The sequence below is a fragment of the Marinobacter sp. genome (assembly GCF_041686475.1).
Taxonomy (GTDB): Bacteria; Pseudomonadota; Gammaproteobacteria; order Pseudomonadales; family Oleiphilaceae; genus Marinobacter.
This window is the reverse complement of record NZ_JAWLDU010000015.1, coordinates 1-23,151: the sequence shown is the minus strand read 5'-3', so window position 1 is coordinate 23,151 and position 23,151 is coordinate 1. Positions and strand designations below refer to the sequence as shown.

General features: G+C 57.4%; 21 protein-coding genes. 17 read left to right on the top strand and 4 right to left on the bottom strand.

All coding sequences use genetic code 11. The features are described 5' to 3' along the window. Positions 1-74: 74 nt before the first annotated feature. Entirely contained in the window at positions 75-374 is a 300-nt protein-coding gene (locus tag ACESMB_RS05445; RefSeq protein WP_372971070.1) for a YciI family protein, read from the bottom strand. A gap of 85 nt (positions 375-459) precedes the next feature. On the opposite strand from ACESMB_RS05445, the gene ACESMB_RS05440 reads away from it, so the two are divergent. Continuing rightward, positions 460-1,338 carry a PHP domain-containing protein gene (locus tag ACESMB_RS05440; RefSeq protein WP_372971069.1) on the top strand — a complete coding sequence of 293 codons (879 nt, stop codon included), beginning with the start codon at positions 460-462 and terminating at the stop codon, positions 1,336-1,338. Here ACESMB_RS05440 and ACESMB_RS05435 read toward each other — a convergent pair. Both ACESMB_RS05435 and rne read right to left on the bottom strand, forming a co-directional pair. Continuing rightward, on the bottom strand, positions 1,335-1,874 hold the full coding sequence (locus tag ACESMB_RS05435; RefSeq protein ID WP_372926909.1) for a YecA family protein: 540 nt from the start codon (positions 1,872-1,874) through the stop codon (positions 1,335-1,337). The two genes, ACESMB_RS05440 and ACESMB_RS05435, sit on opposite strands and share 4 nt — an antisense overlap. Positions 1,875-1,877: 3 nt before the next feature. Continuing rightward, positions 1,878-5,042: a ribonuclease E gene (gene rne, locus ACESMB_RS05430; protein WP_372971068.1), complete on the bottom strand. Its 3,165-nt coding sequence runs from the start codon at positions 5,040-5,042 to the stop codon at positions 1,878-1,880. Positions 5,043-5,637: 595 nt separating this feature from the next. Here rne and rluC point away from each other — a divergent pair. The 3 genes from rluC to ACESMB_RS05415 are packed head-to-tail and all read left to right on the top strand — an operon-like array spanning position 5,638 to position 8,451. Next, entirely contained in the window at positions 5,638-6,687 is a 1,050-nt protein-coding gene (rluC, locus tag ACESMB_RS05425) for a 23S rRNA pseudouridine(955/2504/2580) synthase RluC (protein ID WP_372926907.1), read from the top strand. Positions 6,688-6,737: 50 nt separating this feature from the next. After that, a complete protein-coding gene (locus tag ACESMB_RS05420) occupies positions 6,738-7,385 on the top strand; it encodes an HAD family hydrolase (RefSeq protein WP_372926906.1) in 648 nt (215 codons plus the stop codon). Between the two features lie 25 nt (positions 7,386-7,410). Next, on the top strand, positions 7,411-8,451 hold the full coding sequence (locus tag ACESMB_RS05415; RefSeq protein WP_372971067.1) for a S49 family peptidase: 1,041 nt from the start codon (positions 7,411-7,413) through the stop codon (positions 8,449-8,451). Here ACESMB_RS05415 and ACESMB_RS05410 read toward each other — a convergent pair. After that, positions 8,431-9,054 carry a Maf family protein gene (locus ACESMB_RS05410; protein WP_372971066.1) on the bottom strand — a complete coding sequence of 208 codons (624 nt, stop codon included), beginning with the start codon at positions 9,052-9,054 and terminating at the stop codon, positions 8,431-8,433. The two genes, ACESMB_RS05415 and ACESMB_RS05410, sit on opposite strands and share 21 nt — an antisense overlap. A 150-nt stretch (positions 9,055-9,204) precedes the next feature. On the opposite strand from ACESMB_RS05410, the gene ACESMB_RS05405 reads away from it, so the two are divergent. From ACESMB_RS05405 to putP, 13 genes are all read left to right on the top strand, one after another. Further along, positions 9,205-9,759 carry a YceD family protein gene (locus ACESMB_RS05405; protein WP_372926903.1) on the top strand — a complete coding sequence of 185 codons (555 nt, stop codon included), beginning with the start codon at positions 9,205-9,207 and terminating at the stop codon, positions 9,757-9,759. A 71-nt stretch (positions 9,760-9,830) separates the two neighbouring features. Continuing rightward, a complete protein-coding gene (rpmF, locus tag ACESMB_RS05400; RefSeq protein ID WP_041333767.1) occupies positions 9,831-10,010 on the top strand; it encodes a 50S ribosomal protein L32 in 180 nt (59 codons plus the stop codon). Positions 10,011-10,053: 43 nt separating this feature from the next. After that, on the top strand, positions 10,054-11,055 hold the full coding sequence (gene plsX, locus ACESMB_RS05395) for a phosphate acyltransferase PlsX (protein WP_372926902.1): 1,002 nt from the start codon (positions 10,054-10,056) through the stop codon (positions 11,053-11,055). A 130-nt stretch (positions 11,056-11,185) separates the two neighbouring features. Beyond that, positions 11,186-12,127, top strand: a complete 942-nt coding sequence (gene fabD, locus ACESMB_RS05390; protein WP_372971065.1) for an ACP S-malonyltransferase — start codon at positions 11,186-11,188, stop codon at positions 12,125-12,127. 9 nt (positions 12,128-12,136) lie between these two features. Next, positions 12,137-12,880 carry a 3-oxoacyl-ACP reductase FabG gene (gene fabG, locus ACESMB_RS05385; RefSeq protein ID WP_372926900.1) on the top strand — a complete coding sequence of 248 codons (744 nt, stop codon included), beginning with the start codon at positions 12,137-12,139 and terminating at the stop codon, positions 12,878-12,880. A gap of 133 nt (positions 12,881-13,013) precedes the next feature. Beyond that, on the top strand, positions 13,014-13,247 hold the full coding sequence (gene acpP, locus ACESMB_RS05380) for an acyl carrier protein (protein ID WP_007154069.1): 234 nt from the start codon (positions 13,014-13,016) through the stop codon (positions 13,245-13,247). A gap of 120 nt (positions 13,248-13,367) precedes the next feature. Beyond that, positions 13,368-14,615 (top strand): beta-ketoacyl-ACP synthase II, encoded by a 1,248-nt coding sequence (fabF, locus tag ACESMB_RS05375; RefSeq protein WP_372971064.1) that lies wholly within the window; start codon positions 13,368-13,370, stop codon positions 14,613-14,615. Between the two features lie 8 nt (positions 14,616-14,623). Further along, complete coding sequence (gene pabC / locus ACESMB_RS05370) at positions 14,624-15,442, top strand: aminodeoxychorismate lyase (protein WP_372926897.1); 819 nt, start codon at positions 14,624-14,626, stop codon at positions 15,440-15,442. Between the two features lie 5 nt (positions 15,443-15,447). Beyond that, positions 15,448-16,515, top strand: coding sequence for an endolytic transglycosylase MltG (mltG, locus tag ACESMB_RS05365; RefSeq protein WP_372926896.1), 1,068 nt, complete (start codon positions 15,448-15,450; stop codon positions 16,513-16,515). Beyond that, entirely contained in the window at positions 16,512-17,144 is a 633-nt protein-coding gene (gene tmk, locus ACESMB_RS05360; RefSeq protein ID WP_372926895.1) for a dTMP kinase, read from the top strand. The genes mltG and tmk overlap by 4 nt, the downstream gene beginning before the upstream one ends. A gap of 67 nt (positions 17,145-17,211) precedes the next feature. Beyond that, complete coding sequence (locus ACESMB_RS05355) at positions 17,212-17,991, top strand: AraC family transcriptional regulator (RefSeq protein WP_372926894.1); 780 nt, start codon at positions 17,212-17,214, stop codon at positions 17,989-17,991. A 203-nt stretch (positions 17,992-18,194) separates the two neighbouring features. Then, positions 18,195-21,374, top strand: a complete 3,180-nt coding sequence (gene putA / locus ACESMB_RS05350; protein WP_372971063.1) for a bifunctional proline dehydrogenase/L-glutamate gamma-semialdehyde dehydrogenase PutA — start codon at positions 18,195-18,197, stop codon at positions 21,372-21,374. A gap of 214 nt (positions 21,375-21,588) precedes the next feature. Beyond that, positions 21,589-23,079 carry a sodium/proline symporter PutP gene (gene putP, locus ACESMB_RS05345; RefSeq protein ID WP_372926092.1) on the top strand — a complete coding sequence of 497 codons (1,491 nt, stop codon included), beginning with the start codon at positions 21,589-21,591 and terminating at the stop codon, positions 23,077-23,079. Positions 23,080-23,151: the final 72 nt, after the last annotated feature.

The following is a 23,151-nucleotide window of genomic DNA, read 5'->3' as shown; positions in this document are numbered from 1 at the left end:
CAGATACCCGGGCATACAAGCTGGCGTTCATTACAAAAAACTCATGGAGCGCATTGTATTTGCACGGTACGAGGTCATGGCAGAACGGCCTTGAACGGTTTGACGGTGACCTGTTTGTAAACACCGGCTTCCACATAGGGATCGCCATCAGCCCATGCCCGGGCAGATTCCAGAGAGTCAAACTCGGCAATGACAAGGCTGCCGGTAAACCCTGCGTCGCCGGGCTCCGGGGTATCCAGAGCCGGGTGGGGGCCGGCAACCAGCAAGCGGCCTTCATCTTTAAGTGCGTTGAGTCTTGCAAGGTGAGCGGGACGTGCCGAGGCTCTTGACGACAGGCTGTCTTCAACGTCTTCGCTGATTACGGCGTAATACATGGCATTCTCCGGATATTTTCTGACAAGGGACATTGCCTGGCTGATACACTGTCCCTACGGTAAACACTCTGAAATCGGAAACGATGTGACTATAACTCAAGAAGCCGGGTTCTGCATTGATCTGCACTGCCACAGCACTGCCTCAGATGGCGCCCTGTCACCGGAAGACCTGGTTCGCAGGGCCGGAGAGAGGGGGGTGACCCACCTCGCACTCACAGACCACGATACCATTGCGGGCCTGAAAGAGGCCGGCACAGCGGCGCAGGCAACAGGTATTTCCCTGGTCGCCGGTACCGAGCTTTCCTGTCTCTGGAGAAGCCATACCATTCATATTGTCGGCCTGGATTTTGATGTCGCCGACAAAGACCTGAATGCCGCCCTTGAGCGTCAGAATGATAACCGTTGGCGCCGCGCTCGTACGATCGCCGAAAAGTTGAGCAAGCTTCGGATTGACCACTTGGTGGAGAAGGCCACAGGTAAGGCCGGCGGTGATGTGCCTGGCCGGCCCCATTTCGCCAGGGTACTGGTTGAGGAAGGCGCGGTAAAGGACTCTGCGCAGGCGTTCAAGCGTTACCTGGGTTCGGGCAAGGCAGGTGATGTGAAAGGTTTCTGGCCTTCTCTTGAGGAAGTAGTGCAGTGGGTTACCCGTGCCGGCGGGATCGCGGTACTGGCACACCCGAGGAAGTACAAGCTGACTGCGACAAAACTGCGGGCACTCACCGGCGATTTTCGCCAGGCCGGCGGGCGGGCGATAGAGGTGTCCACTTCGGGCCAGTCAAGCGGTGATCTGGGCTTCCTGGCCGAGCTGTGCCGCCGTGAAAACCTGTTGGCTTCACAGGGCAGCGATTTCCACTTTCCCGGAGCGCCCTGGTGTGAACTGGGGTCTATAATGAAAATGCCAGACGGGCTTGAGCCTGTCTGGCATCATTTCAGACAACCGGTGGGTATTCACCCAGCGGTCTAGTCCGGGGCGTGAAACAGCAGGTACAGATCCGTCAGCGAGTCTGGAATGGCGTCCGCCATGTCCCGTGACAGCTTGGGGCTGTTGCGGACATTCTGGAAATCCTCGTCCTCGAAAAGGCCGGACAAAGTCAGCATGGGCACCAGCAGGTCTGCGGTCTCTTCTTCTCCTGCTTCCAGCCAGGCATCTTCGTTTTCGAGGAAGGTATCCACAAAGCCTGCGCACCAGTTTTCCAGCGCATTCATCGGGTCGCCATCTTCGGGTTCCGGCAATTCCAGCGGCTGGCCCATGTCCAGAGAGTGGGCCATATCCCTGCCGAGCTGCTCCACTGCGTTGCGGAACGTATCCGGGATTCCGCCTGCAGGCGCCTGCTCGGCGCCCGTAGCAAGCCTGAAGATATCTTCAGTGCTCAGTGATGCCGGGCCTACCACGCTGGCGCAGACAACCCCGTGCAGACCGAAGAAATCCAGGGCTTCGTCGCCCCAGGGTTCTGCGAACAGGATGTCTTCCAGCGCTTCGATGTCCGAATCTGATAGCATTCGTCAGTTACTCCCGGCCTTTTTGGCCTCTTCGGCTGCCCGCTGACGTTTACGGACTTCCCTCGGATCATTGTAGGCTCTGCCCGGGGTTACCGGGACATCCACCTGATTTTTTGGTTTCTCTGGCTCCGCAGCTGGCTCTTCAGCCTTTTCAATGGGCTTGTCTTCCTGCACAGGTTTTTCCGCATCGGGCTCGGCAGCAGGCTTCTCTGTGGCTTCGGGCTTGACGTCAGGTTTGCCGGCATCTTCCTTTGGCTCGGTTTTCGGTGTTGGAGCAGGTTCTGCCGGATCTTTCGGCTGTTCGCTTTTCTCCGGTTCCGGTGCAGTGGGTGCAGCTTCAGCCGTTTTTTCAGGCTTGCTTTCGGTAGCCGTTTCAGATGCTGCTTCAGCCTGCTGCTCGGGTTTTGCCGGGACTTCGGGCTCCAATTTCGCGGTGGCTGGCGCCTGAGCTGGCTCTTCAGCCGGCTTTTCAGGTGCTGGCTGGGCCGCTTCCCCGGGGGCTGCGTCAGGAGTGGCTTCCGCCTTCTTTGCCGCTGGTTTCCTGGCGGAGGAGCGACGCGACCGGGCAGGGCGCTTTGGCTTCTCTCCGTTCCTGGTGTCTTCGGTCTCAGTGGTCTTCGCTTCTGGCGCCGGTGGCTCAACAGGGGTTTCCGTCTGATCAGCTTTCACTGCGTCCGGGGTTTCTGTCCGCGACTGCTCCGGGTGTTTCTCCGGAGCCACTGCAGTTTCAGCTGGTTTTTCACCCTGAGTCTCTGTCGATTTTTCCACCGGTTTTTCGACGGCCTTGTCTTCAGCTGCGTTGGCCGCCGCTACGTCCGGTTTACCTGCGGGTTGAGCCGTGGGCTGCTTTTCCACCGGCTCTTCCGGCTGGGTATCTTTCTGATGCTTCTCGCTACGGGCAGTCTTTCGATCTGCCGGAGTGGAGGCCGGTGTTTCCGCGGGTGAACCGTCACGATTACGGTTGCGCCTGGGCTTGCGGCGCTTTTCATCGGAGCCGGGCTTGTCGGCAGCCGGCGCTTTCGGGACGGTGCTGTCCTGTTGCTCCTGTGGTTCTTTCTGCTCACGGGGCTCTTTCTGGTCGCGAGCCTGGGGCTTGTTTCTACCCTGGCCACGGCCCTGAGGCTGTCCATCTTTGCGGTTGTTGTCTCTGCGGCTATCCGTTGATTTGTCGGCCGCGCCCTGTTGGGACTGGGCGCCTTTGGCCTGGTCTTCACCGCGGTTGCGGTTAGCGCCACGATTACGACCACGATTGTCATCGCTGCGACCGCTTTCGTTGCGATTGCCGCCGCCCTGGCGACGATCGCCGCCACTGCGGTTGCTCGGCCGATTGTCGTCACGGGCTACCCTGGATTTGCGACGGTCCTGGCGGTCCTGGGTACGGCGTTCGTCACGGTCTGCGCGATTGGGTTGTTCGCGTTTGATCGGAGGCTCACCGATAACCTCTTCGCCACTGAAGAAATCAGCAATCTTGCGGCCGAGTTTACTGAACAGGCCCTCGGTCTGTTCTGTCGGCGTTGTTTCCTCTGCTTTCTCCGGGGCCGGCTTCGTCGGTGCCGGGGCAACAGGGCGGATGGCTTTTACTGCGGCCTGTTCACGAGCCGGCGGCTGGGCTGCCGGCGCCTCGAAAATCTCTTCCTCACGCTCGCTGTATTCCTGGGCTACCTGGTAGCTGGATACCTGCTCGACACCGGCTTCATCGTCCCGCATGCGAAGGATTTCAAAGTGCGGCGTTTCCATGTGCGGTGCCGGTACCACGACAACCTCCACTTCCTGGCGGGCTTCGATATCAGCCAGCTGCTTGCGTTTCTCGTTCAGCAGGAAGGTGGCTACTGCAACAGGTACAACGGCACGGACCTGGCCGGTCTTCTCCTTGGAAGACTCTTCGAAGATCAGGCGCATGATGCTCAGTGCCAGGGATTCGATGCCGCGAATGGTGCCCTGGCCTTCACAGCGAGGACAGACTTCACTGCGGGTTTCGCCCAGTGACGGACGCAGGCGCTGGCGCGACATTTCCAGCAGGCCAAAGCGGGAGATCTTGCCCACCTGAACCCGGGCGCGGTCGATTTCCAGCGCTTCGCGCATCTTCTGTTCAACTTCCCGCTGGTGCTTGGCGGGTGTCATGTCGATGAAGTCGATAACAATCAGCCCGCCCATGTCACGCAGGCGTAGCTGCCGGGCAATCTCTTCGGCTGCTTCCAGGTTGGTCTGGAAAGCTGTTTCCTCAATGTCATGGCCTTTGGTGGCGCGTGAGGAGTTGATGTCGATGGACACCAGTGCTTCGGTCGGGTCGATGACAATCGAGCCGCCGGACGGCAGCTTCACTTCCCGCTGGAAGGCGGTTTCGATCTGGCCTTCAATTTGGTAGCGGCTGAACAGGGGAATTTCGTCCTTGTACAGCTTGATCTTGTTTTCGAACGACGGCATCACTGCACGAACAAAATTCAGCACGTCCTCGTACACCGTGCTGGCGTCGATCAGGACCTCGCCAATGTCCTGGCGAAGATAGTCACGCACCGCGCGGATAATGACGTTGCTTTCCTGATGGATCAGGAAGGGCGCCTTGCGTTCGCCGGCGGCCTGGGTGATGGCTTCCCAGAACTGGACAAGATAGTCGAGATCCCACTGGAGTTCTTCCGTGGTACGGCCTATGCCGGCAGTACGAACGATGATGCCCATGGACTTGGGAACCTGGACATCGTTCATGGCATCTTTCAGCTGCGCACGCTCATCGCCTTCGATGCGGCGGGAGATGCCGCCGGCACGGGGGTTGTTGGGCATCAGCACCAGATAACGGCCGGCCAGGGAGATAAACGTGGTCAGGGCTGCGCCCTTGTTGCCACGCTCTTCCTTGTCGACCTGGATGATGACTTCCTGACCCTCAGAGACAACATCCTTGATGTTGATCTTGCCTTCGATCTGGCCGGGAGACTTCTTGAAGTACTCCTTGGAAATTTCCTTTAAGGGAAGGAATCCGTGTCGGTCGGCGCCGAAATCCACGAATGCGGCTTCCAGGCTGGGTTCTACGCGGGTAATGCGGCCTTTATAGATGTTGGCTTTTTTCTGCTCGCGGGAGCTGGACTCGATATCCAGATCGAACAGACGCTGGCCGTCAACCAGGGCTACGCGCAACTCTTCAGGGTGAGTTGCATTGATCAGCATTCTTTTCATGGAAAGAAGTGGTTCCTGTCGTTTGGTTTGGACAGAAAACCCGGGGAATGGCATCAGCGAAGCAGAACTTGCGTGCCGCGGGTCCCGTATTTCGGGAGCAAGCCGGCGGCCAGACTAATCAGATCCCTGCGGGAAGTCTTCCCGGGGTTCCGAGGCCACCGCCGACAGTTCGACTGCCCGAAGGCAGGGAGGTGTCGTGTAGGGTTAATGTCTGTTGACGCATGTTATCCGTTTTCAGGTTCACGCGGGTGCCTGGGTCTCACGTCGTATTCGTATGCTGGACGGCCCGGCCCTGCGTGCTGGTAAAGATTCTTCGCGATGTCGCCCGACGGTTTTCCGTACGGTTTCTTGTTCTCCCGGTGTCCGGTCGGTTGCCTTTCTCGGCTTCTTCCGTTTCAACCCGGGAGGATTCGGTCGCCGTGCCCGGTAATGATTGGGCTTTCGGCGTTCAAACTCTCAAATAGTGTCGGTATACTTCAGCCGCTCCGGCTTCTGACATACTGGTCAGGCCGTAGACAAACGGTAAAGCACGCAGGAATATAACAGTATTCGCCCGTCCCTTCAATCCCGCAGGCTTTTCAGCGGTAAGGTAACCATGTCCAGATCTCCCAGGCAGAAGCGCTCCCACTCCACCCCCGGGCCGGCCGGGGCGGCGCGCAGCGGTCCGGGGCCCGGCGCCCGGAGTTCAGAGGTAAAGCAGGGCGTCCGGAAAGTGGTGGTGGATGAGGATAATGCCGGGCAGCGGGTGGACAACTACCTGATGTCGCAGATCCGCGATGTGCCTCGCAGCATTATCTATCGCATCATTCGCAAGGGTGAAGTGCGGGTGAACAAGGGTCGGGTCAAGCCGGATACCCGCCTCAATGCCGGTGACGAAGTGCGCATTCCACCGGTCACCCGGAAAGAAAAGCCAGAGCAGGTGGTGCCGGGTTCCCGTGTTCAGGGTGTGATGCAGGATGCGGTGATGTTCGAAAACGACGAGATGCTGGTCGTCAACAAGCCGTCCGGCATCGCCGTCCATGGCGGCAGTGGTCTCGATTTTGGCCTGATTGAAGTGCTGCGGGCGGCAAGGCCGGGGGCAAAATTCCTGGAGTTGGTGCATCGTCTGGATCGGGACACCTCGGGGCTGGTGATGATCGCCAAGAAGCGCTCGGCGTTGCGGTACCTTCAGGATGAACTACGCCACAAGCGCATCCGTAAGAGGTACCATGCTCTGGTGGCCGGAGACTGGCCGCAGTCGGTCAGGCGGGTCAGCGAACCGCTGTTGCGGTTTGAACTGGTATCTGGCGAACGTCGCGTGCGGGTAGACAGTGCCGGCAAGGAGTCACTCACCCTGTTCCGGTGTCTGGAATCCTACAATGGCTACAGTCTGGTGGAGGCGTCGCCGGTGACGGGGCGGACCCACCAGATCCGGGTTCACAGCGCCTGGGCCGGTCATCCGATTGCCGGGGATGACAAGTATATGGATGATGTAAGCCTTCGCGCTTTCCGCTCCGCTGGTGGCCAGCGCCTGATGCTGCATGCCCGGGCACTGGACTTTACACTGCCAGTAACGGGTGAAGCCGTTCATCTTGAAGCGCCCTATGACGAGGCTTTTGGCAATACCATAGCCAGATTGGCGGCACGTCGTAAGGCATCCGAATAACCGGGGGTGCTGCAGAACGCATGCAGTATGACCACAGCAGGGCAGTATGAATGGACGTAAAAGTCGTTATTTTTGATTGGGACGGAACTCTGGTGGATTCTGTCGAACATATCGCAGACAGCCTTCATCAGGCGGCCACCGAACTGGGCTACCCGGAATTGGAGCGCGAGGCCTACCGCGACATCATCGGGCTGGGGATGATTGAAGCGCTGGATAAACTGTACCCGGGGATCAGCCGTGAGGAAATGAACACCATCCGCGAGGGTTATGCCCGGTATTTCTTTGCCAAGGTGACCACGCCGCAGAATGTCTTTGAGGGAATGGCTGATGTGCTGGCCGACCTGCGGGGCGGAGGGCGCGGGTGCTCGGTTGCAACCGGCAAGAGTCGTCGTGGCCTTGAAGGCGCACTGGTTTCAAGCGGTTTGGGGGCGCATTTTGATATCACCCGTTGTGCAGATGAAACCCGTTCCAAGCCAGACCCGGCCATGCTTGGCGAAATCATTCGATTTTATGGCATCGATCCGTCCCAGGCAGTGATGATCGGTGATACCCGCTACGATCTCGAAATGGCGCAGCGCATAGGTATGCCTTCCATCGGCGTGGAGTGGGGTGTGCACAAGCGGGATGTGCTGGGGCATTATGCACCGCACGCTATCGTCGATTCCGTGAAGGATCTGCGCGACGTGCTTGGTCTGTGAACCTTAACTTCAACAGGATGCAGTAATGAGCGATTGGGAATCGGATAAAAGCCCGGGCTGGGGAAGTGAGCCTGAGAGCACGGCAGGCAGGTCGTCGGGCAGTCGCAGGTCACCCGCCATACCGCCTGAATCAGCCCGCGACTGGAAGCTGATCGAAAAACTGGTGATGTCGCTTCAGTCGGAGCAGAGGAAGAGCCGGCGCTGGGGTATTTTTTTCAAGCTGTTAACTTTCGGATACCTGTTTGCGCTGTTGTTCATGATCCAGTTTCCCTTCGGGGATTCCCTTGATTCTGCCACCAAAGGCGAACATACCGCACTGGTGGAAGTGAACGGCACTATTGCGGCAGACGAACTGGCCAGTGCCGACAACATCGTCGGGGCCCTGCGCAAGGCGTTTGAGGCAGAAGACTCTGTGGGTGTCATCATGAGGATCAACAGCCCGGGTGGCAGCCCGGTGCAGTCGGGTTACATCTACGATGAAATTGTCCGACTGCGGGACGAATACCCGGATAAAAAGCTGTATGCCGTTATTTCTGATATCGGTGCATCCGGGGCCTATTATATTGCGGCAGCGGCGGATGAAATCTATGCCGACAAGGCCAGTCTGGTCGGCTCTATCGGTGTGGTCGCCGGTGGCTTCGGGTTTACCGACGTAATGGAAAAGATCGGGGTTGATCGCCGGCTCTATACCGCCGGCGAGAACAAGGCATTCCTTGATCCGTTCTCGCCTGAGGAAGAGGAAGAGGTGCAGTTCTGGGAGAGCGTGCTGGAAACCACCCACGGCCAGTTCATAGAAAGCGTTCGCGAAGGCCGTGGTGACCGCCTGGCCGATGATGAGCGCCTGTTCTCGGGGCTTGTCTGGAGTGGTGAGCAGGCGTTGGAACTGGGCCTGATTGACGGCCTTGGCAGCTCGTCCCATGTGGCCAGGCAGGTGATCGGCCAGGAAGATCTTGTGGACTACAGCCGCCGGAAATCGCCATTCCAGGATATTGTCGATCAGTTCGGCGTCTCGATAGGCAGCGGAATCGCCCGTTATGTCACTGAGTCAAGGTTGGAGCTGCGTTGATGCGCCCGGGGGCTGAAGTAACGGGTTCAGTCCCCAGTTCCGTAGCATGTCGGTGAGTGTGATCAGTGGCAGCCCCACCAGGCTGTTGGGATCCCGGCCCTCAAGCTGGGAGAAGAGGGTGATGCCCAGTCCTTCCATTTTAAAGCTGCCGGCGCATTCGTAGGGCTTTTCCGTGCACAGGTAATTTTCGATTTCGTCCAGAGTCAGTTGCCGGAAGTGAGCATGAAAAAGTTCGCAGTGGGTCTGGGTCTTCCCGGTGTCTGAGTCCATCAGTACCAGGCCGGTCATGAAAGAGACCCGCTGACCACTGCTTCGGCTGAGTTGCTGTACTGCGCGGTCATGATTTCCGGGCTTGTTGAGCAGGGTTCCATCCTGCAGGCAGGCTACCTGGTCCGAGCCGATGATCCAGTGCCCGGGCCAGGCTGGTGCCAGCTCCCGGGCCTTGCTGGTGGCAAGCCGGGTGGCCAGCTCCTGTGCAGATTCCTGCGCGGAGGGGGTCTCGTCGATATCCGGCGATGCGGTCTCGAAGGGCAGGCCCAGTCGTTTCAGCAGTTCGCGCCGGTAGGGTGACGAGGAGGCGAGCAGGATTGGTTGCGGAGTCATTGGTTTCCCTGATGGTTCTGGCATTTGGCCCGGTCTGGCCCCGGATAACATGCTATCATCGTAGAATACACCTATCTCCTGTCTACCCCTTGGCTAAAAGCGCATGAAGTCTTTGACAGCAGCGTGCCGGGCCCCTAAAATTGCGCGCCTATGTCAAATGCCTCAAGCACCGAGCTGCCCAAAACTGTCGATCCTTATCGTTTGGCAGAGCAAAACATTGTGTTGGAGGGAGAGATTCCTCTGAAGGCATTGTCTCGGTTTGGTGATTCCGTGTACGGATTTGAGGATGGCGCAGTTTGCCGCGTGAAACTGTCATTTTCCATGGACAGTGAGCGCAGGCGCATGGTCGAGGGCGAACTGGAAGCGCCGGTAACCCTGGAGTGTCAGCGTTGCATGGGCCCCATGCAGAAAACGCTGGTATCCAGTTTTACGCTGGGGTTGGTAACCAGTGACGAACAGGCGCAGCAGTTGCCCAGGGAACTTGAACCGTTTCTGACTGACGATTTTAGCGCGAATCTGTGGTCCATGACCGAAGACGAGCTGCTGCTGGTTCTGCCTCCGTTCCCGCTTCATGAGCGCGACGAATGTCCCGCCAGGGAAGAACTGGAAGCATTTGAGCCGGACAGATCCGGCGAAGAACCGGAAAAAAAGTCTGAAGACAATCCGTTCAGCGTGCTGGCGGACCTCAAGACAAAGAAACATTAATCAGGCGTCGTTTTCCCGGAAAGCCGGCGCAAATTTCACGAACACACGTTTATCAGGTCAGGAGCATAATCATGGCTGTACAGAAAAACCGAAAGACCCGCTCAAAGCGCGGTATGCGCCGCTCACACGACGCACTGAGCACTGCAGCTTTGTCCACTGACACCACCACTGGTGAAGTGCATCGTCGTCACCACGTGTCGCCCGACGGTTTTTACCGTGGCAAGCAGGTAATTGAGGCCAGCGACGAGTAAATCGTCGCTAGCATCCTACCTGCCAGTGCAAGATGGAGGAACGGTGAAGCCGGTCACCATCGCTATTGACGCCATGAGTGGTGATCGCGGAGCCGATGTAGTGGTATCCGCTGCCCTGGATGCTGTAGAGGAAAACGAAGCCTTGAGTCTTGTTCTGGTGGGAATCCGGAGCGAGCTCGAGGCTTTGTTGCATGGAGAGCACCCCCGAATCCGCATTGTCGAGGCGGCCGATGTGGTGCGCATGAATGAGCGCCCGTCCCATGCCCTCAGGCATAAACGAAATTCCTCCATGGCGGTCGCCCTCGGTCTCGTTCGTGACGGAGTTGCCCAGGGCTGTGTCAGTGCTGGTAATACCGGGGCGCTGATGGCATTTGGCAGATCCCTCATCCGCATGTATCCGGGAATCGAGCGGCCCGCAATTGCCAAGCTGATTCCCTCTCTCCGAGGCCGCTGCCATGTGCTTGACCTGGGTGCGAATGTGGACTCCACGGCAGAAAATCTCTATCAGTATGCGCTGATGGGATCACTGATGGCTTCGGCCATCTGTAGCCAGCCTGAACCCCGTGTGGCGTTGCTCAACGTCGGCGAGGAAGAAATCAAGGGCAACGAGCAGGTGCGGCTTGCCTCTCACATGCTTGCCCAGTGCGATACCATCAATTATATCGGATATATCGAGGGCAGCGATCTGTTCAGGGATGTGGCGGATGTGGTGGTCTGTGACGGTTTCGTCGGCAATATTGCCCTGAAGACCGGCGAAGGCGTTGCCGGACTGCTGATTGAACTGTTGGAGCAGGCGTTCACCAGAACGCTGTATGGCAAGTTTGTCGGCCTACTGGCCAAGCCCATGATCGGGCGACTGCTCAGGTTGATGGATCCTTCGCGCCACAATGGCGCCAGCCTTCTCGGGCTCCAGGGAGTGGTCATCAAAAGCCACGGCAATGCGAACGAGCGCGCCATGCTGGCAGCCATTCGTCAGGCGGTGCTTGAGGTGGAGCTTGAAGTGCCCAGCCGTATCAATGAACGCCTTGATGATCTGATGTTCTGATTATCCCGCCCCGGGAACTCTTCTGAGACTATAGTCTCTCTTCATTATTTGCCAGATTGGCCGTTCCGGCCCCCGGGTTGTACTATTGGCTAATCACCCGTCACCCCTCATTAACGGTAAGATTCCGACCATGAAATCAGCTTTTATTTTTCCCGGACAAGGATCACAGTCTGTAGGCATGCTGGCAACAGCGGCTGAGAGTTGGCCGATCATAGAAAAGACCTTCTCGGAAGCCTCGGAGCTGCTCGGGTATGATCTCTGGCACCTTTGCCAGCATGGCCCTGCAGAGGAGCTCAACCAGACGACGGTAACGCAGCCTGCGCTGCTCACCGCCAGCGTCGCGCTATGGCGTCAGTGGTGTATGGCTGGTGGCAAGGCACCGGATTTTCTGGCCGGGCATAGCCTTGGTGAATACAGCGCCCTCGTGGCTGCCGAGAGCCTCAACTTCTTCGATGCCATCAAACTGGTGCGTCTGCGTGGTGAGCTCATGCAGACCGCTGTACCGGCTGGCGAAGGCAGGATGGCAGCCATCCTTGGTCTTGAGGATGCCGATGTCACCGCTGCCTGTTCAGAAGCCGCTGACAGTGATGTGGTTGCCGCAGTGAACTTCAACGCACCGGGCCAGGTGGTGATTGCCGGTTCGGCAGCCGCGGTGGAGCGAGCCATTGAGGCTTGCAAGGCTCGTGGCGCACGCAAGGCAATGCCCCTTCCGGTGAGTGTCCCGTCCCATTGCGCACTGATGAAGGGCGCCGCTGAAGAACTGGCGTCAGCACTTGACGAAGTCAGTTTTAACGACGCTGTCATTCCCGTGGTTCAGAATGTCACGGCGTCGATCGCACAGGATAGTGACATTCTCAAGAGTAACCTGGTCAAGCAGCTATACTCTCCAGTGTTGTGGACAGACACAATCCGCGAACTGGTGGCGAATGATGTCGGGATCGCGGTAGAGTGCGGCGCCGGTAAGGTACTTGCCGGCCTGGCAAAGCGGATCGATCGTGACCTGACGGTCTACGGAATTGAAGAGCCGGATGCCCTGGCAAAGGCGTCCGAAGCATTCGGACAGAAAGGATAGGAGCATTACATGTCTCTTGAAGGCAAAACTGCACTGGTAACTGGTGCAACCCGTGGCATCGGAAAAGCCATCGCCAGGGCGCTGGCTGATCAGGGCGCAACGGTCGTTGGTACCGCAACAAGCGAAGCCGGTGCGGAGTCTATTTCGGCCGATTTGAAAGCCGCAGGTGCAACGGGTTTCGGTATCGTAATGAACGTCGCCGACCCGGCCAGCATCGACGCCGGACTGAAAGAGGTGAATGAAAAAGCCGGCACACCGGTGATTCTCGTCAACAACGCGGGGATTACCCGTGATAACCTCCTGATGCGCCTGAAGGATGACGACTGGTCGTCAGTTATCGAGACCAACCTGTCGAGCGTTTACCGCACCAGTAAGGCCGTGTTGCGCGGTATGGCGAAGGCAAGGTGGGGCCGGGTGATCAACATTAGTTCTGTGGTCTCAGGTATGGGTAATCCGGGGCAGGCCAACTACTGTGCTGCCAAGGCCGGTGTTGAGGGCTTTACCCGTAGTCTGGCGAAAGAAATGTCGAACCGGGGAATCACTGCCAACTGTGTTGCTCCTGGATTTATTGACACGGATATGACTCGAAAACTGGACGACAAGCAACGCGAGGCTATGATGGAAGTCATACCTGCCGGTCGTCTGGGTGAGCCGGAAGAAGTGGCAGCAGTAGTTGCCTTCCTGGCCTCAGAGGCCGCCGGTTACGTGACGGGTGAAACGATTCACGTCAACGGCGGAATGTACATGGGATAGTCCCTGCGGGGATCTGTGCGCAAACCCTTGTTGCACAACATGTTTGAATGGAACCCCTGCTTGTTTGCAGGTATGGTTTAAACTAAACTGGCAGCACTGAAGTTGCTTGGTTGACACAAAAAGTGAGGACATTATGAGTACAGTTGAAGAGCGCGTTAAGAAGATCGTTTGTGAGCAGTTGGGCGTTAAAGAGTCCGAAGTTCAGAACACATCTTCTTTTGTAGAGGACCTTGGCGCTGACTCACTGGACACTGTTGAGCTGGTCATGGCACTCGAGGAAGAGTTCGAGACCGAAATTCCGGACGAGGAAGCGGAAAAGCTGGCGAGTGTCCAGGACGCGATCGACTACATCGTCGCGCACACCTGATACTCAGCACGTTTTTTTACGCCAGGCAAGAAGCCGTCCATGTGATACTGCAATGGGCGGCTTTTTTATTGGCCGGCGTACACGGAACCATTACTGGAAAAGACTTCAGGTGAAGGGGATATGGCTAAACGACGTGTTGTGATAACAGGCATGGGAATGCTGTCGCCGCTTGGTAACGATGTGGATTCGACCTGGGAGGGTATCCTGGCCGGGCGTAGTGGCATAACCGAAATTGACCGGTTCGATACCACGGGATACAACACACGGATCGGCGGCGGTATCAAAAATCTGGATCTGGAGTCCTACCTTTCAACCAAAGACGCCAGAAAGCTGGATGCGTTTATCCATTATGGACTTATCGCAGCCCAGCAGGCGGTCGATGCCAGTGGCCTGGAAGGCTACGGCGAACTCGACAGGGAAAGGGTAGGGGTAGCCATCGGCTCGGGTATCGGCGGTCTTGAGTACATTGAAAAGAATGTGATTGCCATGGAGAAGTCGGGCCCGAGGAAGGTCTCGCCTTTCTTCGTACCGGCGTCGGTGATCAATATGATTTCCGGTAACGTTGCCATTCGCTTTGGATATCAGGGGCCCAATATTGCCATCGTAACGGCTTGTACAACGGGTACCCATAACATCGGTTATGCAGCCCGGACCATCGCCTATGGTGATGCCGATGTGATGCTGGCCGGTGGTTCGGAAATGGCCACTACTCGCAGTTCCATCGCCGCTTTTTCGGCGGCCAGGGCGTTATCCACCCGTAATGATGAGCCCGAAAAGGCAAGCCGGCCGTGGGATTCCGGCAGGGATGGTTTTGTGCTCAGTGATGGCGCCGGGGTTGTGGTACTCGAGGAGCTTGAGCATGCCAAACGCAGGGGGGCGACCATTCATGGGGAAGTCATCGGGTTTGGTATGAGCGACGATGCTTTTCACATCACCTCCCCTCCGGGAAATGGCGACGGGGCGGCCCGTTCGATGAAAAATGCGATCCGCGACGCCGGGCTTGATCCCGAAGCGATCGACTACATCAATGCTCACGGTACCTCCACGCAGGTGGGGGACGTTGCCGAGGTTGCCGCTGTAAAGACGGTTTTTGCCGATCATGCCTATAAACTTTCGGTCAGCAGCACCAAGTCCATGACCGGGCACCTGCTTGGCGCGGCCGGTGCCGTTGAGGCCATTTTCTCGGTGCTGTCAATCCGCGACGGTGTGCTACCACCGACCATTAACCTCGATGATCCTGATGAGGGCTGCGATCTCGACTTCGTGGCCGGCAAGAGCCGCAAGGCCGACGTCCGGGTTGCCCTGTCGAATTCCTTCGGATTTGGCGGTACCAACGGCACCCTGATTTTCCGGCGCTACGAGGACTGAGCAGCGTTGTGCTGAACGTTATCCGAAGTGGTCGCAGTGAGGTTTCCACGGCTGATCGCGGGTTGGCGTATGGTGACGGTCTGTTTGAAACCATCCGTATGTCCGGTCAAAGGGCGGTTCTACGTGAATTGCACCTGGACCGGATGGTGTCAGATGCAGCACGGCTGGATATTCCGGTCCGGCGAAGTGACCTGGACGCAGCGGTAACGCAGGCCGGGATCGATCATGAACCCGGCTACAACGGTAATGACTGGGTACTCAAGCTCATACTGACCCGCGGCCAGGGAGGGCGCGGGTACCGGTTGCCGGAGAACTGCGAACCCAACCTGATTGTTTCCGCATCGCAAATGCCGCCGCTTCCAGACGGCTCCGGCGTGATCGCGGATGTTTCCCGGTTCCCGCTTACCGTGAACCCATGGTTGGCCGGAATCAAAACCCTCAACCGGCTTGAGCAGGTGATGGCAAGCCGCGAATTCACAGGGAAGGAATTCGAGCTGATCATGAGGGACGCGGCAGGGAACCTCGTTGAGGGTACCCGGACAAACCTGTTTGTAAGGCTCGGAAATCATTGGGTGACCCCGCCCGACGGCAGCCTTGCGGTATCCGGCGTGATGCGAAGGTACCTGATCAATTGTCTTCGCGCAGGCGGGCATGAGGTTTCTGAGCATAACGTGCCGCCATCGATGCTATCTTCGTCCGGCTTCCGGGGATTGTTTCTGGCCAACAGCGTTATCGGTATCGTTCCTGTTCGCAAAATGGGAGACGTAGATTTGCCAGTGGATAGCGGGCCTGAGACAATCTGCGACCTTCTGAAAACTTTGGAATAAAGCGCTTGTTCAAGAAGTTATTAATCAGTCTGTTTTGCGTCGCTGTTCTGGCTGTTGCCGGTGCTGGCCTCTGGGTATGGCAGGGACTCCAGACCCTTGAACAGCCAGTGGCACTCGATGAACCCGTTCTGTTTACTGTTCCTTCCGGGAGTGGTTACGGTCAGGTTGCCCGCAAACTGGAGGCCGAGGGCCTCGCGGGGGACAGTCTGTGGCTGAGGGTTCACGGCCGGCTCTTCCCGGAGCAGGCCCGCCTCAAGGCCGGTGAGTACGAGTTTACGCCCGGGATGAGTACTCTGGACATGACCACCATGATGGTCGCTGGCGCCACCAAGCACTGGCAGATTCAGTTCATAGAGGGCTGGACCTTCCGGGATATTCGCCGGGCTCTGGCAGCCAGCGAACGTCTTGAAAAGAAAACCACGGACTGGACCGACGAGGAGGTCATGGAAGCGATGGGCGCGGAAGGTGAGCATCCGGAAGGACGCTTCTTCCCGGATACCTATCGGTTTACCAGCACTGACTCTGATCTGGATCTTTTACGCCGCGCCTTTGAGCGCATGGAAAGGGTGCTTGCGAATGAATGGGAGACCAGAGCTGAAAACCTGCCCTACAACTCGCCCTACGAAGCCTTGATCATGGCCTCCATCGTGGAGCGTGAAACCGGCGCAGTCCATGAGAGGGAAGAAGTCGCCGGCGTGTTTGTGCGCCGCCTTGAGAAAGGGATGAGACTGCAGACCGACCCCACGGTTATTTATGGCATGGGGGATACGTACCAGGGCCGGATTACCCGTCGCGATCTGCAAACCCACACGGACTACAACACCTACAGGATTGATGGCTTGCCACCAACCCCCATCGCACTGCCCGGGAAAGAGGCCATTCACGCGGCTCTGCACCCTGCGGATGGTGATGCGCTGTATTTTGTTGCGCGCGGTGACGGCACCCACAAGTTTTCCCGGACACTGCAGGAGCATCAGAAGGCCGTACGGGAATTCCAGCTTAACCGTCGTTCTGACTACCGCTCCTCGCCAGCCCCCGTCCTCACGCCTGAAGCCGCGGAAGGCGAACAATGACCAGTCGCGGGCATTTCATTACCTTTGAGGGTACAGAAGGCGTCGGTAAGTCTACCCAGCTGGCAAATGCAGCAGATACTCTGAAAGCGCTGGGTGTCGATTATGTTGTAACCCGGGAGCCCGGTGGTACGCCGATGGCAGAATCCATTCGCGAGCTTCTGCTGGCTCCCAGGGAAGAGCCGGTCAACGATATGACCGAATTGCTGTTGATGTTTGCGGCTCGCGCGCAGCATCTTCACACCCGAATCCTGCCGGAACTGGAGTCAGGGCGATGGGTATTGTGTGACCGCTTTACCGATGCCACTTTCGCCTACCAGGGAGGAGGGCGTGGCGTTCCTGCTGACCGTATCGAGCAACTGGAAAACCTTGTTCAGGGCACATTTCGCCCGGACCACGTTGTTCTGCTGGATGCGCCCGTCGAGACCGGCATGACCCGCGCTCGTCATCGGGGCGAGCTGGACCGCTTCGAGCAGGAAGCCGTGGCCTTTTTTGAACGCATACGCCAGACCTACCTCAACCGGGCAGCAGCAGACCCTGCCCGATACCATATTGTCGATGCGGCCCAGCCCCTGGAAGCGGTAAGTCAGGATGTTATCAGCCTGGTCCGTGGATTGGTTAACCGGCCCTGATCGTGCATATTGCGCGATGTTCTGCTTTAATTGAGTAACATTCTCAATCAAACTCCGGGCCCCGGGCATGTTGAACGCACGTTTGCTGAAGCTTCCAACGGCTTCTCATCACCACCGCCACGAACACCATCAGATTGTTGTGGGCGTTCGCGGCGAGGCTGACCTAAACGTGGACGGTACCGGTTCCCATCTGGATACCTGGCGAGCATGCCTGGTGCCCACCGAAGCCCGGCACGATTATTGTGGCGACCTCCAGAATCACGTGTTGGTCATCAATCTTGACCCCTATGTGCCGGCCCTCAATAGCCCCGCGCACAGTGAATACGAAACCCTTGCGCCAATGTTTGAAAAACCACGCACCCTGGTTCTGGACAGCAAGTTGCAGGGGCTGGTGCAGTTTGTTGCCGGTGAATTTGATCGCTCGCCGGATAACGAGGGCATGAAGCACCATATGGGGGCGAGTATCCTGCACTGCATGGCGGAGCGTCTTAATGAAGGGCGGGAAGTGTACCAGAACCGCCATGCCATAAGCCCGGATACTATTCGTCGCTATATAATGGAAAACATCCAGCGCAAGATTACCGTCAACGACCTTGCCGGCGTCGCCTGTCTCAGTGTCAGTCGTTTTCATGAGATGTTCCGCGAAGTGGTTGGTGTCACCCCCCATCAATTCCTGCTGCAGACCCGCCTTGAACAGGCGGTTCAGTTATTGACCATGACCCCCCTGTCGGTATCGGAAGTCAGTTACCGAACCGGATTTTCCTCCCAGAGCGCTCTTACCAATGCCCTGAGAAAACACAAGGGCACTACCCCTTCCAGATTGCGAAGCAATGGCAAAGTCGCCTGATTTTCTAAAAACCTCCCATTTCCGGACGAATTTACAAAAAAATCGTAGGAATTTGTAAGCTTGTCATCCGTAGTAATACTAACTTATGGAGGTAGCTGGTCATCGTCAGGGCGCTGGACCGATTTGTGCGTGTTGTCTGACCCAAACGGAATAACGAATAACGGTATACGGTTGATCGCCGGTGCCATCGACGAGGCGCTGACATGTTCAATGCAAGCAAGGTATTAGAGCCTGCATTTCAGGAACAGCCAAGATCGTTCTTCTGGCAGGGCGTTATCGCCAACTATGCCGTCGATGAAGCCCGCTACCTCAGCGAATTGATTCCACTGGCCCAGAGCGATACTTCAGAACATCGTGCTGTGACGGAGATGGCAACCAGCCTGATCAAGAAGGTCAGGGAGCAGGACGACTCCGTCCACATGATTGATGCTCTGCTTCAGGAGTACAGCCTGGACACCCAGGAAGGCATCCTGCTGATGTGTCTGGCCGAAGCCTTGATGCGGATTCCCGATAAATACACCGCAGATGCCCTGATTCAGGACAAGCTGTCCGATGCCGACTGGAAAAAACACGTTGGACGCAGTGAGTCCACCCTTGTCAATGCATCTACCTGGGGACTTCTGCTGACCGGGCGTGTCGTCAAAATGGACAAACGCCTGGACGGCTCGCCAACCAGTATCTGGAGTCGTCTGGTCAAGCGCAGTGGCGAGCCGGTGATTCGCGGCGCCATCTACCAGGCCATGGCCATCATGGGCAAACAGTTCGTTCTCGGTCGTGATATCGAGGAAGCCCTCAGGAATGCCCGTGAGTCCCGGGACATGGGGTACACCTATTCCTTCGATATGTTGGGCGAAGCGGCAATGAGCAAAGAAGACGCCGCCCGTTACCTGAAGGATTATATGGATGCCATCGAATCCGTTGGCAACGATACCTACCCCGAGGGCAAGTCCCCGGCCCCCTCGATTTCCATCAAGCTGTCGGCGCTCCATCCCCGCTACGAGGTCCCCCAGCAGGAAAGGGTTCTGCGGGAACTGGGTAGTACTCTGATTGATCTGCTGGCGCTTGCCCGTGAAAAGAATGTGTCCATCACCATAGATGCCGAAGAGATGGATCGGCTGGAAATTTCCCTCAAACTGTTCGAGAAGGTTTTCACCTCTCCGGTCGTCAGAGGATGGGGCGGGTTCGGCATGGTTATCCAGGCCTATTCCAAGAGGGCGTTGCCGGTTTTGTGCTGGCTTTCCAAGCTGGCGAAGGAGCAGGGGGATGAAATCCCTATCCGCCTGGTAAAAGGCGCCTACTGGGACACTGAAATCAAGATCTGCCAGCAGCTGGGGCTGGATAGTTATCCGGTATTCACCCGCAAGGAAGCCACCGACACGTCCTATCTTGCGTGCCTCAGGTTCCTGCTAAGCGACTATACCGATGGAGCGCTCTATCCGCAGCTGGCCAGCCATAACGCCCACACCGTTGCTTCGGTCCTGGCCATGGCGAAGAACAAACGCCGCCGTATCGAGTTTCAGCGTCTTCATGGTATGGGTGACGCGCTTTACAATAGCATCCTCGAAGAGAGCGATATCCCCGTGCGTATATACGCTCCGGTGGGTGCCCACAAGGATCTGTTGCCTTACCTTGTCCGCCGCCTGCTGGAAAACGGCGCCAACTCCTCATTTGTGCATCGCCTGGTCGATGCCGCAACCCCTGTTGAAGACCTGGTCCAGAACCCGGTTGACGAGCTTCAGACATACGATTCGCTCGCCAATGACCGGATTCCGGCGCCCACTCATATCTATGGCGAAGAGCGTCGTAATTCCAGGGGTTTGAATATTCACGCTGCCGCTCATCTCGACCCGCTGCTGAACCACCTTTCCCGATGGTGGGAGTCCAACTGGGAAGCGGCTCCGGTTATTGGTGGCGAGAAGAAGCGAAAGGGACGCCCGAAGGAAATAACCGCCCCGTATGACACGACCCAGCCCGTTGGCCATGTCTTCTGGAGCAGCGAAGCCCAGGCGGCTGAAGCTCTTGAGGTGGCAGCGGCAGGCTTCCCCGCATGGCGGGATCGCCCGGTACAGGATCGTGCCCTCTGCCTTGAACGTTATGCAGACCTGATGGAAGCCCACATGGAAGAGCTCATGGCGATCTGTTGCCGTGAGGCCGGGAAAACCATGCAGGATGGCATTGACGAGGTTCGCGAGGCCGTTGATTTCTGCCGCTATTATGCCATCCAGGGCAGGGCCAGATTTGGTGACGCCATGGCGTTACCGGGGCCGACAGGCGAAAGCAATGAACTTTATATGGAAGGGCGTGGTGTGTTTCTTTGCATCAGCCCGTGGAATTTCCCGCTGGCGATATTCACAGGCCAGATCATGGCGGCTCTGGTTGCCGGTAATACGGTGATCGCCAAGCCAGCGGAGCAGACAAGCCTCGTGGCGGGCCGGGCCTTTGAGCTGATGCTCGAAGCTGGATTCCCGCCCGACGTGGTTCAACTTTTACCCGGTGATGGTGCAACAATAGGCGGCAAACTGACCCCGGACCCCAGGATTGCCGGCGTGGCCTTCACCGGTTCTACACAGGTGGCGCATACCCTTAATCGTGCACTGGCCCAGCGTGAGGGAGCGATCGTACCCCTGATCGCGGAGACCGGTGGTCAGAATGCCATGCTTGTGGACAGCAGTGCGTTGCCGGAACAGGTAGTCAGGGACGTTATCCAGTCTGCTTTTGCCAGTGCCGGGCAGCGTTGCTCTGCCTTGCGTGTACTCTATATCCAGAAAGAAGTGGCTGAGCGAACAGAAAGCCTGCTGGCAGGGGCCATGCAGGAGCTATCTGTCGGTAATCCGGCGCTGCACAGTACGGATGTCGGGCCGGTGATCGACGACGAGGCCCGGTCCGGCCTTCAGGCCCACCTGACCGAACTGGACAAGGACGCGAGATTCATCGCCAGGGCACCCATACCCGCATCATGTCAGACAGGGTACTTCGTTCCCCCGTCAGCCTATGGCATTTCCAGCATAAATGACCTGAAATCCGAGCATTTCGGGCCGATTCTTCATGTTGTGCACTACACTGCAGAGAATCTGGATGCTGTGATCGACGAAATCAACGCAGCGGGTTACGGCCTGACGCTCGGTATTCACAGCCGAAGTGAATCCACGGCGGCCTACATTGAGCGCCGGGTGAAGGTTGGCAACACCTATGTTAACCGCAACCAGATCGGTGCCGTGGTGGGAGTTCAACCGTTTGGTGGCCGTGGGCTGTCCGGTACTGGCCCAAAAGCTGGCGGGCCCCACTATCTGTTGAGGTTTGCCACCGAAAGAACATGCACCATCAACACCACCGCAGTCGGTGGGAATGCATCATTATTGTCGTTGGGCATCGAAAAGGTTTGAAGAGCGCTATGCTCTTAGAGCATTAGGGAATGAAAACCAAACAATAGGGAGGTAGTAACCATTGTGATGTGGAGGTTGGCGTTATAGGCAGTAGCGCTTTATCAGGTGAGAAAAAGGGAGTTAAAACAACAAGGGGTGCGACTACTCGAACATAAAGGGTAAATGCGCCAAACGGTCGGAGTTGATTCCGTCCTATTTGAACTGGAGGAGTTTCATGGCTATTGGTGTTTGGATAAGTCTATTTCTTTATTTTGCGCTCATGATCGCCATAGGCGTTTATGCAATGCGCAGAGCTACGTCTTCATCCGAGGATTACATGTTGGGTGGGCGGGCACTCAGTCCAAAGGTGGCGGCGCTTTCAGCCGGTGCCTCGGACATGAGTGGCTGGTTGCTTCTGGGCTTGCCCGGGGCGCTGTTTGCATCGGGCCTGGGTTCGGCCTGGATCGGTATCGGCCTGCTTGTGGGTGCCTTCTTTAACTGGACGCTGGTAGCGCCACGGCTTCGTGAACAGACTGTTCACTACGGCAATGCGATTACCATCCCGTCCTTCCTTGCGAACCGGTTCCCGACTCAGGCGCTGTCTCTGCGCACGGTGTCGGCCATCGTTATCGTTATCTTCTTCGCGGTCTACACAGCGTCTGGCCTGGTTGCAGGCGGCAAGCTGTTCGAAAGCGCATTTTCCGGGATCTTCAACTTCGGTGGCATGAGTGATTATGCAGCGGGTATTACCATCACCCTGGGTGTGGTTCTGGCTTACACCGTTGTAGGGGGTTTCCTGGCGGTGAGCATGACGGACTTTGTTCAGGGCTGCATCATGATGTTTGCCCTGATTATCATGCCTGCCGTTGTACTCTTTGGTGAAGGTGGCGGCGGCTTCGCCCAGGCGTCACAAACCCTGAATGAAGTCGACCCGACGCTATTGTCGTGGACTGAGGGGCTGACCTTTATAGGCTGGCTGTCTGCGGTTACCTGGGGTCTGGGTTATTTCGGCCAACCCCATATCATCGTGCGTTTCATGGCGATCCGCACTCTGAAAGACGTACCTATCGCCCGGAACATAGGCATGTCATGGATGCTTATTTCTCTGATCGGTGCGGTTTCTCTGGGTGTGTTTGGCCGGGCCTACGCCATTCGCAATGGTATGGATGTTGCGGATCCGGAAACCATCTTCATCGTCCTGTCGGACATGCTGTTCCACCCGCTGATCACCGGCTTCCTCTATGCCGCTCTGCTTGCTGCGGTCATGAGCACCATCTCCAGTCAGCTGCTGGTGTCGTCTTCTTCACTGACCGAAGACTTCTACCGTCTGTTCCTGCGCAAGGAAGCCACCGACAAAGAATGCGTCAATGTCGGCCGGATCTGCGTGGTACTGGTTGGTCTGGTTGCTGCGGTTATCGCCTCTGACCCGGATTCCCAGGTTCTGGCACTGGTTGCTAACGCCTGGGCAGGTTTCGGTGCGGCCTTTGGCCCGCTGATCATCCTGTCGCTGATGTGGCCCCGCACCAACGGTGCTGGCGCTATAGCCGGTATGGTTGTAGGCGCGGCAACGGTCATATTCTGGATCTCGATGGGCTGGAACGGAGAGTTCATGGGTGGCCCGGGTGTGTACGAAATCATTCCTGGCTTTATCCTGTCCATGATCGCCATCCTGGTGGTCAGCAACGTGACCGCCGATGCTGGCGAGTATCAGCACATCACGCGGTAATAAACGGCGCGAACATTGCGCTGAGTAATGAAAGGGGCTCCTTCGGGGGCCCTTTTTTTGCTTGGCCGGTTT